The following is a 13,273-nucleotide window of genomic DNA, read 5'->3' as shown; positions in this document are numbered from 1 at the left end:
GACAAGGACATGATGATCCGCCGCACCCTGCTTCGTGCCGCCGCCGCGGCCGCAACCCTGGTGGGACTCCGTGCCGCCGCTCGGGCGCAACCTCATGGTCAGGAAAGGCCCACACCCTCCATGCCGGATCCGGTCTTTCCCTTCCCGCTCGTCACCGTTCACGGCAATGCCGCGCTTGCCGAATGGGGGCGGCAACGGAAGAAGCCCGGAATCTGGCCGGTCGTCATCGGCAGCGACGAGGATCTCGCACGGATCGCCGAGGGGATCGCGGATCTGGACGAGCGTGACGTCACGGCGATCTTCGCTGCGGCGGCTGCACTCGACCATCCGGGAAGCCTGCGCGCGCGCAAGAGGGCGGAAGACGAGGCAGCCCGCAAATGGCTCGCGGACAACGGCCGGGCGGGCGACGTCGAGCCCGATCATGAACCGGAGCTCGGCGCCTGGCCGGCCCGGGTCGACACCAGCCTGGCGCTTACCGTCGCCGAGGATATTTTGAAACGCCGTCCGCTCGATCGAGTCCATATCGCCCTGATCCCTGCCGCGAATGGCTGGGAAGCGATCGCCCATCTCAGATGGGGCGGCTGGAACGACAATCCATCGGCCGAATATCATGTCGCTGCGCTCAAGGCCTGGCACGACCATTATGGTGCCGAGCTGGTCGGGCTGAACGGCGACACGATGAACCTGCGCGTCGCGCGTCGCCCGGCGAACAGGGAGGAAGCGCTCGACCAGGCTCGCGAGCAGTATCTCTATTGCGCCGACATCGTCGACCAGGGTGTGGGGACGCTTTCGGCGCTCGCCGCCACGCTGATGGGGAACGACTGGTGGTTCTTCTGGTGGGATTGAAGCGCTCGGGCCTGTGACGATGACGACCATTGCAGCGGGTGATGACGGCCCCTAGCATCGCCGAAAATAGCGAGAGGATGGAGATGGCGACCACACCGACAGGCGCTCCGGCGCGAACGCCGGCCTATGCCTGGTACGTCCTCGGTATCCTGTTCCTCGTCTACATTCTCAATTTCGTCGATCGCCAGATCATCTCGATCCTGGCCGAGGATATCAAGCGCGACCTCGGGCTCAAGGACGAGGATCTCGGCTTCCTCTACGGTACCGCGTTCGGCGTGTTCTATTCGCTGTTCGGCATCCCGCTCGGCCGTCTCGCCGACAATTGGAACCGTGTGCGGCTGATGACCATCGGCCTGGCGCTCTGGTCGGCCATGACCGCTTTCTCGGGTTTCGCGCGCAACGGCGCGATGCTGACGGCGGCCCGGATCGGCGTCGGCGTCGGCGAGGCGACCGCCAGCCCCTCGGCCTATTCGCTGATCTCGGATTATTTCCCGAAACGGCTGCGCGCCACCGCGCTCGCCATCTATTCCTCCGGCCTCTATGTCGGCGGCGGCCTCTCGCTCGGCATCGGCGGGCTGATCGTGCAGCGCTGGAACAAGGCCTGGCCCGAGGGCGGGCCGCTCGGCCTGCACGGCTGGCAGGCGGCATTCCTGATCGTCGGCATTCCCGGCCTGATCGTCGCGCTGTGGATCGCAACCCTGCGCGAGCCGAAACGCGGCGCTTCGGAAGGCCTGCCCGAGCCGGCGCCGCACCCCGCCCCGTTCCGCGAGTTCCTCGAGGAACTCGTCACCATCCTGCCGCCGCTGACCCTGGTCGGCGCGGCGCGCGGCGGCGCACGCGCCTTGATCGTGAATGTCATCGGCCTCGCGGCGATCGTCGCCTGCGTCTTCGGCCTGGTCTCGATCGGCGAGCCCTGGCCGCAATGGGTCGCGATCGGCATAGGCGTCTATGCCGTCTTCTCCTGGGCCTCGGCGCTCAAGCGGCGCGATCCGCCGACCTTCCGCCTGATCGTCGGCAACCCCGCTTTTCTGTGCGTGGTCGTTGCCTATGGCCTCAATGCCTTCCTGGCTTATGCCGTGAGCTTCTGGGCAGCACCCCATGCGCTGCGCGACCTCGCCGCCTCGCCCGCGACCGCCGGGCTGTTGATCGGCGGCGGCGGTGCCGCGGGCGGGTTCATCGGGGTGACGATCGGCGGCATCGTCGCCGACCGGCTGCGGCGCAGCTTCGCCAACGGCCGGGTGATGGTGATCATCTTCGGCGCGGTCGCCCCGGTGCCGGCGGTGTGGGTCGCCTTCACCACGCACGATCTATGGCTTTATTTCACGATGCTGCCGGTCGCGCAGATCCTGGCGGCATCGGCGCTCGGCGCTTCGGCGGCGACCATGCAGGACCTCGTCCTGCCGCGGATGCGCGGCACGGCGACGGGCACCTTCTTCATCGGCACGACCCTGCTCGGGCTGGCGATGGGCCCCTATCTCGCCGGCCGGGTCTCGACCCTGAGCGGCAGCCTGTCGGTCGGCGTGCTCTCGCTGCTGCTGACGGTGCCGATCACCCTGGCGGCAGCGATCGCGGCCTATCGGCTGGTGCCGAAGGCCGAAGCCAATCGCGAGAATTGGGCAAGGGAGGCAGGGGAAGCGATCTAAATTCCCTCTCCCGCTGGGAGAGGGAGTTCTTAGCCTGCCGCGAACACCCCGCACGCGATCCGCGCCCCGCTGTTCCCCGACGGATCGGTCATCAAATCGTCCGCATTGGCATGCACCACGATCGCCGATCCGTCCGCGTCGAGCAGCCCGGCCATGGTTGCGCCGGGGATGGTGATGCCCAGCGTGCCGCGCCCGTCGGTGCCGATGATCAGATTGGGCAGGTCGCCCTCATGCGGCCCGGCCGGATTCATCGAGCCGTGCTTCATCGCGGTCGGGTTCCAATGTCCGCCGGCGCTCGCGAAGTCCGGCGGCGTACAGGTGCCGGTCATATGGACATGCGCGCCATGGGTGCCCGACGGCAGGCCCTTCGCGTCGATGGTGAAACGCAGCCCGCCGGCAACCTCTCGCGCCGTGGCACGGCCGGCATCGACGCCGGCGGCGGTGCGCAGGCTCGCGGTCGCCCCGGCCCCATTGGCGATCGGTGCCCCGACCTCCGTGCCATGCTTGTCGCAAGCCGAAAGCCCCAACGTCATTATTGCCGCTGCCCCGATCGTCACGATGCGCATGTGAATTCTCCTGTTGGCGTCCCGACCCAACCGCTACGGTCCGGGGCGGTTCCGCGCAACAGCGGCGTGCGAAAACTCAGGCCGCCGCGCGGACCGCCGCCGCCGTATCCCGCCGCACGATCGGGCGGAATACGATGCTCAGCAGCATCACATCGTCGCCGGTTCCCACAGGCGGCGGCATCAGGGTGAAGGCATTCGGCGACTGGCAGCGGTACAGGCCGCCGCCCACGCCCTCCATCGCATCGGGGATGATCGTCGCCGGGATCGGCGCATGATCGTCCGGGCTCGCCTCGGCGAATTCGGCGACGCGGTGGAAGCTCATCTCCTCCAGCTCGACATAATCGTAGAGCTGACCCCAACTCACCGCGACCGAATAGGCCGCGCGGCCGACCGGCACGGTCGCGGCATAATAACCGTCATGAGTCGCCCAGGCCTTGGCCTCGATGATCGCCTGTCCGCGCTGGTCCATCAGGATGACGGGCAGCCCGATCGGGTCGCCCCTGAAATCGGTGCCCTTGAAATCGAGACCGAAGCGGCTGGTGACGAGGAAGGACAGGCTCAGGGGCAGGCCGTTCCTGCGGAACTCGCCGGGCAGGAACATGCGGTCGGCCGAGCCGGTATAGAGCAGGCCGCGCCGGCGCAGATCGGCCTGCGACGCCGTCGGATCGATCAGCTTGACCTGCTGGCTGCTGCCACAGTTGAAATCATGCTCGAACGCCTCCAGCACACCCAGCTCGGCATGCGACGGCAGGAACAACAACCGCCCGAGCAATCCGGTCGCGGCGATACGTCGCGCCTCGGGGCCGTCGGCGCGGGAAATCGGGCCACAACCCCGCGCGCCCTCGGCATAGGCGACACAGGCCGCCTGCACCGTATCGCGCGTGGCGCTCTGAAGCGTTTTGATGCTTTCCGTGGCGCGCATCGGTTCGCCGTTCGCCTTGTAGTCGACGACCGACCCCTGCGCCTTGGTGCAGAGCTGCTCGACCAGCGAGATCGGCCCGCAGATCGCATCGAGCACGCGGAAATCACTGGTGCGCGTATCGAAATAACCGGCCTTGTCGAGCCCGCTCGGCGCATCCTCGCGCAGCACCAGATAGCGGCCGGCGACATGCAGGCCCAGGCGCTCGCGCAGCACCGGCTCGATCAGATTCTGCGCCGAGCCGTTATAGCCCAGATCGGCGAACACCACGGCATCGCCCTGCGCCACGCCGGCGCGCTCGAGATGAGCGACCAACCGCTCGGCGAAGCGCGCCGAGCGCGTGACGATCTTCGCGACATTGGCGGGATGCATGATTGAACGGACAAAGGCGCGGGCCGTACCCGACAGGCCGGCCGGCGCGATCTTGGCGATCTCGTCCGTATTGAACAGCAATTGCTTGGCGATCGAGCGCGCGTCGGACCCCGGCGGCACGCGAGATAAATGCCGACGGATCGCGGCCTCGTCGCGGAAGCTGGCGCGCATCGCGGCCATCCGGCTGATCTCGACCATCTGTCCGGCATGTTCGCCAAAAAGGGCGCGATGGACACGGGCGGGCAGATAGCCGTCGCGCAGCAGGAACAGCAGATGCGTCTTCCGGCCCGTCTTCCCGGCCAGCGCCGCGACCTCGCCCTGCAACCATTCCGCATAGGAGGCGAACAGCGGTCCGAGCACGTCATGCCCCAGCGCTATCGCGGGATCGTCATCGGTCCGCAGCGACACCGCCGCGCGGTGCGGCTGCCACGCCGGCAGGGAGGCGCGAATGCGCGGATCGAGCACGGCGGCAATCGCCGCCTCCAGGCGGAACCGATGCCCCGCCTCCTCGTCGAACTGAACGAAATGCACCGCGGTGATGCCCAGCGCGGCCGGCGCGGTGAAGTCGGCGTTGAGATTGTCGCCGACATGCAGGATCTGCTCCGGCGTGCAGCCCAGCGCCTTCAGCACCGGCTCGAACAGGCCGTTCACCTTGCTCATGCCGTGTTCGGACGAGCAGAAGACGTGATCGATCATGCCAAGGACATGGTCGCCAGCCGCCGCCGCGATCAGCGCCCGGAGTTGAGCTTCGGAGAAATAGGTATCGCTGACGATGATGACCCCCAGGCCTTTCGCCTTCGCGCCCTCGATCAGCGCCACGATCGGCGCGAACCCGAAGCAATGTCGTGCCTCCGCGTCGAGTTCAGCTGCGACCGACACGGCCGCCGCATCATCCGACGCCGGATTGAAACGCGCATGGATCGCCTCGATCGACACTTCGGTCCGCCCGGTATCGAGCCGCACCGCACGCCGCGCCGCCGACTCGGCCCGCCGCCGCGGCTGTATCGCCCCGCCGTCGAGGTTCAGGTCGACGAACACATCCGTCGGCGCGTTGGTGTCGCGCCAGAGCAGGGTGTCGAAACAATCGAGCGACAGGTAGCGAAGCCCGTCCGGCGCGCGGTCGAGCAGGGTCGGGAGGTCGTGGGCGCGCGCGGTGTTCATCTGTATATCCGTGGCCAATGATGACCCGCCGGATATCGCGACCTTTGGTTATCAAGCCATTAACCCTCTTTGGCTAGCACGCGGCCATGCGCCTCATCGTCCATCTCGGCTTCCACAAGACCGCCTCGACCTATCTGCAGCATCTGCTCAACGGTAATGCGGCGGCGCTCGCCGCGCAGGGCATCTGGTACCAGCGGCAGAAACATTATCCGGCGCATCATCAGGCCGCTTGGGCGTTGCTGAACGGCGACGGGATCCAGCTCGAGACGATGTTGCGCGCAGCGAAGCTCAGCGGGTGCGACACCGTCATCCTCTCCTCGGAAGACCTGGAAGCGATACCGTTCAATCCGGACGTCGCGACGACGATCGAGACAACCGCCGCCGCGATGGGCGTGACCGAGATCGAATGGCATATCGTCGTGCGCGAGCCAGGCGCCTATTTCGCCAGCCTCCACGCGCAACTCCAGCATCATGTCTATGCCGATACGCTGGTGATGCTGCGCGAGGTGCTGAAGAAGGGCATGGTGTTCATCCCCGATCCGCTCGCGGGTGAGCCCGGCGCGCCCTACTGGTTCTACTGTTTCGACCACCACGCCTATATCGCGGGCTTCGCGGCGCGCACGGCGCACAAGGTCGTGGTGCATGACTATGCCGATGCCGATCCTTATCCCGGCTGGCGGATGATCGACCGGCTCGGCGCGCTCGATGCGGTCACGAGGCTGCCCGACGCGCAAGGCGAGAACCGGCGGCTTGGCGCCGATGCGGTCGAGGCCGGCTATCGTGCGCGGATCCTGGAGGCGACCGGCGAGGCACCGTCCGAATTCGAAGCACTGATCGCCGCCAACCTGGCCGCCGTGCCGGAAGCCGCACGGATCGTCGGCGATCGCTTCGCCGGCAGCTATCGCGAGGCGGTGGCGGCATTCCGCAGCTAGGCGCGGGTTCTTTTTCTATTCCGAATCGTTGTTTCCCCGTGGAAAACCGCGAACGATGACCTATCGGCAATCCAGCCCAAACGATCGGATCAGGGCCGCGCTCGCCGCCGCCGCGCTGCAGGGGCTGCTGGTCTATGCGCTGATCGCCGGACTGGCCGTGCGTTTGCCCGGATCGGTCGAAAGCCCGCTCACCCTGTTCGGCGTGCTTCCCCCACCGGCGCCGCCGCCACCCGAGAAGATCACCCCGCACCCGATCCGTAGCACGAAACCCGAAGGCGCCGCCTCGCCCGCAAACCTGCGGTCGAAGGCGACCGAGATCGTCGCACCGGTGCCGATCGTCCAGGTGACCGTGCCGCCGCCCGTCGTCGCGGCGCTGAAACCCGGCACCGGCGCCCAGGCCTCGACCGGCGCCTCCGACGTTCCGGGCCCCGGCACCGGCGCGGGCGGCGTCGGGAACGGCACCGGCAGCGGCGGGGCGGGCGACGGCGACGGGGACGGCGGCGGCGGAACGCCGCCGCGCTGGGTTCGCGGCCGCCTCAAGGATTCGGACTATCCGGCCGCCGCGAAGGAAGCGCTGGTCTCGGGTACGGTCTCGGTACGCTATGTCGTCGCGGTGAGCGGCCGGGTGACCGAGTGCAGCGTCACCAGATCCAGCGGCAGCGCCGAACTCGACGAGACGACCTGCCGGCTGATCAAGGAACGTTTCCGCTTCAAGCCGTCGAAAGACGATGACGGCACACCCGTCGATTCGATCATCGTCGAGAACCATAGCTGGCTGATCGACGACCGCCCGGAACCAACGCCGACCCCTGTGCCTTGAGCCAATAAGGTGGCCATGGGTGGCGGCCTGCGCTGGAAATCCCTATTCCATTCATATTAGGGCGATCACCGGCGTGCCACATGGCCGCCGGCGCCACGAACGACAGGAAGCTGATGGCTCGCGAATTCGGTAACGACAGGCAGGGCGCGCTCGCGCGGTGGTTCACGGCGTTGATGGTCGTGCCGGCGTTGCTGGCCGCCCCGGTCCAGGCCGGGCAGACGGTCGCGCCGCCGCCTGTGGTCCGCACCGTCCCCGCGCCCCCGATACTGCCGGCCGCACCCATCCCTTTGCCCGTGCTCACCCCAGCCCAGGCCGCTCAGCTCCGCGCCGTGCTCGATGCCAATGCGATGACCCAGGGCCTGCGCTCCGCGCCCCCGACCCAGGCCCAGACCCAGGCAGCCCCGCCGCAGCTCGACAATGACGCGCTGGTCCGCGCCGTGCTCGACCATGCCCGCGCCGTCCATGCCGGGCGGCTCGACACCGCCGATTTCAACACCGACTGGGGCCTGCGCCCACCGCCCTTCGATCCCCTGCCGGGCTTCGCCGATGCGGTCCGGCGCGACCGGCTGGGATCCTGGATCGCCAATCTGCCGCCGCCCTATGCCGGCTATGACGGGCTGCTGAAGGGCCTCGCCAATTACCGCGCGATCGAGGCGGCGGGCGGTTGGCAGCCGGTTCCCGCCGGCCCCGATCTCACGCTCGGCGCCAAGGGCCCGCGCGTGCTCGCGCTGCGCCAGCGGCTCGCGGTCGAGGATGCGCAGGTCGTTGCCACCGGCGATCTTTTCGATGCCGAACTCGTCGCAGGGGTGCAGCGCGCGCAACGCCGCTACGGCCTGAACCCGCAAGGCGTCGTCTCCACCCAGACGCTCGCCGCGCTCAACGTGCCCGCGATCGACCGGGTCCACCAGATCATGGCCAATCTGGAGCGCTGGCGCTGGCTGCCGCAGGAGCTTCCGCGTGACCGCATCCAGGTCAATATCGCGGCTGCCGTGCTGACCGTGTTCGACGGCGACACGCCGGTCATGTCGATGCGCGCGGTCACCGGCCGGCCGGGCGACGAGACGCCGATGCTGTCCTCGACGATCAACAGCATCGTCATCAACCCGCCCTGGAACGTGCCGACCTCGATCGCGACGAACGAGCTGTGGCCCAAGGAAAAGAAAAGCCCCGGCTATTTCAAGCGCAACGGCTTCAAGGTGATCGACGGCACCCGCCTGCAACAGGCCGCCGGGGACCAGAGCGCACTCGGCCGGTTCAAGTTCGACTTCAACAACAGCTATGCCGTCTATCTCCACGACACGCCGTCGCGGGCGAAATTCGCCAGCTTCAGCCGCCTCGCCAGCCATGGCTGCGTGCGGCTGGAAAAGCCGGCGGAACTCGCCGCCCTGCTGCTCAAGGGCGACCCCGCCTGGCCGCCCGAGGCGATCGCGGCGCAGGTGGCGAAGGGCAAGACGCTGCGCGTGACCTTGACCAAACCCGTCGAGGTCTATTTGCTCTATTGGACGGCGTTCGCCAGCACGAGCGGCCAGATGAATTTCCGCGCCGACCCTTATGGCTGGGACAAGTCCCTGGCCGCGAAGATCGAGGCGCGGTCGTCCGGCCGGCTGGTCCTGCCTGAACTCGAGGAGATGACACGATCATGACGATGAACCGGGGCAAGATCGCAGGCCTGGCAGCCGGATTGCTGGCGCTGACCGCGTTGGCAGGGTGCAACAATTCGACGCCCGAATCGTCGGCGCCGGTAGAGAATATCGCCAACGAAGCCGAACCGATGAACGTCGTGGTTCCCGAGGAAACGCCGGCACCCGAAACCGCCAACGCCGCCACCGTCGAGCTGCGTGAAACCCCGCCCGATCCCGACGCCCAGACGCAGGAAGATGCCGATGCGACCGGCATGACCGCGCGCGTGCGTCGCGACGAGACACCGGCGAACGAAACCGCGCCTTGAATCTTTTCTTCCCCGGCGAAGGCAGGGGAAGAATTTGACGCGGAACCCCCATCGACAGCCCGCCCGAACCGCGGCTATCGACCTCGCGATGAGCATTATCGCGACCATCATGAACGCCGCCACCGGCGCCCCCATCCAGAAAATGACCTTCGGCCGCATGCCGCGCCCCGGCGCCGGCTTCGTCCTCACCTCGGGCGAACGCGTGACTGCGCAACGCGTGGATGTGGGCAAGCCCGCGCCGGGCAAGTTCGTCGCCCCGGTCGATGTGTGGGTCACGCTGCCGGGGTGAGCCTTTGAGAAAAAGGGGGGCAGCGTCATTTTACGACCCGCCGGCGCCTTGCCGATAAATGACTCTGACCCCTTTTCCTCGATCTGACGAAAAGGGCCGCGCGCTACCCGGCATCCGCACGCGATCCGCGCGCCCGATTCAATCTTCCGCGCCACGGGCGCAGGCTGCCGTCATGGCACGTCCTTCATCCTACGAACCCGGCTATGCCCGGCAGGCACGCATCCTCTGTCGCATGGGCGCAACCCATGCCGATCTCGCCCGCCTCTTTTCGATCAGCCCGGCGACGCTTTATCGCTGGTTTGAACGGCACACCGATTTTGCGGCCGCGGTCGCGATGGGCTGCGCTCAGGCGGCGAGTCCTGTCCGCCCCTCGCTCTACAAACGCGCCACCGGCTATGACTATCTGGCCGAGCGCGTCTTTACCCCGCGCAAGGACGGTACGCCGGTCGTTGCTTATTGCCAACGCCACGTCCCCGCTGACGCAAAGGCCGCGCTCCGCTGGCTGCGCGTACGCCGTCCCGAGGAATGGTCCATCAACGCCATCCGACGCGCACGGCGGGCCGCGGCCGTCGAGAAGCTCGTCGAGGCACTATCGGCCATGGACAGGCCCCGTCTGGAATCGATTCTGTCACGCATCCTTCGGTCGATATCCGACGCCAATATCTATTCTCATAACCCGTCGACAACGAGTACATCCAATCCTGCACATTATATTTCAGAATTACTGAAAACCGAGCTTCGCGATGAGCCGCGCACGCCATATTCTTCATATCGCTATTTCACCGACCAGGGCGCAGGTGAAAAATTCGATGGGGACGTAGGGTCGCGAAAATCGCCCGCAACTATCGCCATTACTTGCCGCCGGCCCGATTCCGGCCCCGCCGCGTCTTTCGATCGCTCTACCACATGCCTTACCGGCACCTCCGCATCGCGTCGGAAAATCAGGATATCGCGCGACACCCATCCCCGCCCTTCCCCAACCCGACCCCTCTTGCTAAGGCCCGCGCGACTCATCGCATTCGCACATGCCGGGGCGCGCCCGCGCGGAACCTTCCGCCTCCCCGCCGCGCCCGGCCAGACAGGGAAGGAACCCACCCCGGATGACCGCCATTGGCCAGGATACGCTCGGCGCCCGCAAGACGCTCAAGGTCGGCTCGAAGTCGTACGACTATTATTCACTGGCCGATGCGGCGGAGAAATATGGCGACATCAGCCGCCTGCCCTTCTCGATGAAAGTGCTCCTCGAGAACATGCTCCGCTTCGAGGACGGCAAGACCGTCACCACCGACGACGTGAAGGCGATCATCGACTGGCAGCAGGAGCGCCGCTCGGACCGTGAGATCCAGTATCGCCCCGCGCGTGTGCTGATGCAGGATTTCACCGGCGTTCCGTGCGTGGTCGATCTGGCCGCGATGCGCGATGCGATCACCAAGCTCGGCGGCGACGCGGCGAAGATCAACCCGCTGGTCCCCGTCCATCTCGTCATCGATCATTCGGTGATGGTCGACGAGTTCGGCACGCCCAAGGCGTTCGGCGACAATGTCGATCTCGAATATAGCCGCAACTTCGAACGCTACGAGTTCCTGAAATGGGGTTCCAAGGCGCTCGACAATTTCCAGGTCGTTCCCCCGGGCACCGGCATCTGCCACCAGGTGAACCTCGAATATATCGGCCAGGGCGTGTGGTCCTCGGCGAATGACGGAGCGACCATCGCCTATCCCGACACGCTGGTCGGCACCGACAGCCACACCACCATGGTCAACGGCATGGGCGTGCTCGGCTGGGGCGTCGGCGGGATCGAGGCCGAGGCGGCGATGCTCGGCCAGCCGGTCTCGATGCTGATCCCCGAAGTCGTCGGCTTCAAGCTGACCGGCGCGATGAACGAGGGCATCACCGCCACCGATCTCGTGCTCACCGTCACCCAGATGCTCCGCGCCAAGGGTGTGGTCGGCCGCTTCGTCGAATTCTACGGCCCGGGCCTCGATTCGATGACGCTCGCCGACCGCGCGACCATCGCCAACATGGCGCCCGAATATGGCGCGACGTGCGGCTTCTTCCCGATCGACGCCAAGACGATCGACTATCTCAAGCTCACCGCCCGCCCCGACGAGACGGTCGAACTGGTCGAGGCATATTGCAAGGCGCAGGGCCTGTGGCACGACGCGGACAGCATCGATCCGGTCTTCACCGACACGCTCGAGCTCGACATGAGCACCGTCCAGGCCAGCCTCGCCGGTCCGAAGCGCCCGCAGGACCGCGTCTCGCTCAACAAGGTCGATGAGGTGTTCAACGGCGACCTGTTCAAGGTCTATCACAAGGAGCAGCCGGTTCGCGCCGCGGTCGAGGGCCGCGTCGACGATATCGGTGACGGCGATGTGGTGATCGCCGCGATCACCAGCTGCACCAACACCTCCAACCCCTCGGTGCTGGTCGCCGCCGGTCTCGTCGCCCGCAAGGCGCGCGCGCGCGGCCTGACGTCCAAGCCCTGGGTCAAGACGTCGCTCGCCCCCGGCTCGCAGGTGGTGACCGACTATCTCGACAAGGCCGGCCTGACCGAGGACCTCAACGCCCTCGGCTTCAACCTGGTCGGCTATGGCTGCACCACCTGCATCGGCAATTCCGGCCCGCTCGCCAGCGAACTGTCGACCGCGATCAACGAGAACGACATCGTCGCTGCCTCGGTGCTGTCGGGCAACCGCAACTTCGAAGGCCGCGTCTCGCCTGACGTGCGCGCCAACTTCCTCGCCTCCCCGCCGCTGGTTGTCGCCTATGCGATCAAGGGCACGGTGACCGAGGACATGGTCGAGACGCCGCTTGGCAAGGGCTCGGATGGCGAAGACGTCTATCTCAAGGACATCTGGCCCTCGAACGCCGAGATCGCCGACGTGATGGCCGCCAATATCGACGATTCGATGTTCCGGTCGCGCTACGGCAATGTCTATGCCGGCGACGAGAAATGGCGCGGCATCGAGGTCGAGGGCTCGGACACCTATACCTGGCGCGCCGGTTCCACCTATGTCGCCAACCCGCCCTATTTCGACGGCATGACCATGACGCCGGCGCCGGTGCAGGATATCATCGAGGCGCGCCCGCTCGCGATCCTCGGTGACTCCATCACCACCGACCACATCTCGCCCGCAGGCTCGATCAAGGCGGACAGCCCGGCCGGCACCTATCTGCAGGAGCATCAGGTCAGCCGCGCCGACTTCAACAGCTATGGCGCGCGTCGCGGCAATCATGACGTGATGATGCGCGGCACCTTCGCCAATATCCGCATCAGGAACGAGATGGTCCCGGGCGTCGAAGGCGGCATGTCGAGGTATGAAGGCGAGGTCATGCCGATCTACGACGCCGCGATGCGTTTCAAGGCGGACGGCACGCCGCTCGTCGTCATCGCCGGCAAGGAATATGGCACCGGCTCGTCGCGCGACTGGGCGGCCAAGGGCACCAATCTGCTCGGCGTGCGCGCCGTCATCACCGAAAGCTTCGAGCGCATCCACCGCTCGAACCTGGTGGGCATGGGCGTGCTCCCGCTTCAATTCGCCGAGGGCGTCACGCGCCAGACGTTGGGCCTGGACGGTTCGGAGAGCTTCACCATCCAGCACGTCGCGGACATCCGCCCGCGCCAGGATGTCGGGGTGATCCTCACCCGCGCCGACGGCACGAGCGAAACCTTCCTGACCCGCTGCCGGATCGACACGATCAACGAGCTGGAATATTTCCTCAATGGCGGCATCCTGCAATATGTTCTGCGCAAGCTGGCCGCCTGAGGAAGTG

Annotated in this window: 10 protein-coding genes; 8 read left to right on the top strand and 2 right to left on the bottom strand. The window is 66.8% G+C overall.

Annotated elements, in window-relative coordinates:
• Nucleotides 1-9: 9 nt before the first annotated feature.
• Nucleotides 10-846 carry a DUF4253 domain-containing protein gene (locus AC1RT8_RS09550; RefSeq protein ID WP_493075370.1) on the top strand — a complete coding sequence of 279 codons (837 nt, stop codon included), beginning with the start codon at nucleotides 10-12 and terminating at the stop codon, nucleotides 844-846.
• An 83-nt stretch (nucleotides 847-929) separates the two neighbouring features.
• Complete coding sequence (locus AC1RT8_RS09545) at nucleotides 930-2,489, top strand: MFS transporter (protein WP_493075584.1); 1,560 nt, start codon at nucleotides 930-932, stop codon at nucleotides 2,487-2,489.
• Nucleotides 2,490-2,518: 29 nt separating this feature from the next.
• Here AC1RT8_RS09545 and AC1RT8_RS09540 read toward each other — a convergent pair whose 3' ends face one another.
• Complete coding sequence (locus tag AC1RT8_RS09540; protein ID WP_493075369.1) at nucleotides 2,519-3,055, bottom strand: superoxide dismutase family protein; 537 nt, start codon at nucleotides 3,053-3,055, stop codon at nucleotides 2,519-2,521.
• Nucleotides 3,056-3,131: 76 nt separating this feature from the next.
• Nucleotides 3,132-5,507 (bottom strand): HAD family hydrolase, encoded by a 2,376-nt coding sequence (locus AC1RT8_RS09535; RefSeq protein ID WP_493075368.1) that lies wholly within the window; start codon nucleotides 5,505-5,507, stop codon nucleotides 3,132-3,134.
• Nucleotides 5,508-5,593: 86 nt separating this feature from the next.
• On the opposite strand from AC1RT8_RS09535, the gene AC1RT8_RS09530 reads away from it, so the two are divergent.
• From AC1RT8_RS09530 to acnA, 6 genes are all read left to right on the top strand, one after another.
• Nucleotides 5,594-6,439 (top strand): hypothetical protein, encoded by an 846-nt coding sequence (locus AC1RT8_RS09530; protein WP_493075367.1) that lies wholly within the window; start codon nucleotides 5,594-5,596, stop codon nucleotides 6,437-6,439.
• Nucleotides 6,440-6,494: 55 nt separating this feature from the next.
• Entirely contained in the window at nucleotides 6,495-7,259 is a 765-nt protein-coding gene (locus AC1RT8_RS09525; protein ID WP_493075366.1) for an energy transducer TonB, read from the top strand.
• Between the two features lie 173 nt (nucleotides 7,260-7,432).
• Nucleotides 7,433-8,902, top strand: coding sequence for a L,D-transpeptidase family protein (locus AC1RT8_RS09520; RefSeq protein ID WP_493075583.1), 1,470 nt, complete (start codon nucleotides 7,433-7,435; stop codon nucleotides 8,900-8,902).
• Entirely contained in the window at nucleotides 8,899-9,207 is a 309-nt protein-coding gene (locus tag AC1RT8_RS09515; protein WP_493075365.1) for a hypothetical protein, read from the top strand. The genes AC1RT8_RS09520 and AC1RT8_RS09515 overlap by 4 nt, the downstream gene beginning before the upstream one ends.
• A gap of 88 nt (nucleotides 9,208-9,295) precedes the next feature.
• Nucleotides 9,296-9,496, top strand: coding sequence for a hypothetical protein (locus AC1RT8_RS09510; protein ID WP_493075364.1), 201 nt, complete (start codon nucleotides 9,296-9,298; stop codon nucleotides 9,494-9,496).
• A gap of 1,100 nt (nucleotides 9,497-10,596) precedes the next feature.
• Nucleotides 10,597-13,266, top strand: a complete 2,670-nt coding sequence (gene acnA / locus AC1RT8_RS09505) for an aconitate hydratase AcnA (RefSeq protein ID WP_493075363.1) — start codon at nucleotides 10,597-10,599, stop codon at nucleotides 13,264-13,266.
• The last annotated feature ends 7 nt before the right edge of the window (nucleotides 13,267-13,273 follow it).

The sequence above is a fragment of the Sphingomonas sp. GW821-FHT10F11 genome, assembly GCF_058809095.1.
Note: the sequence above shows the minus strand (reverse complement) of the source record. Positions and strands in the feature narration are given on the sequence as shown.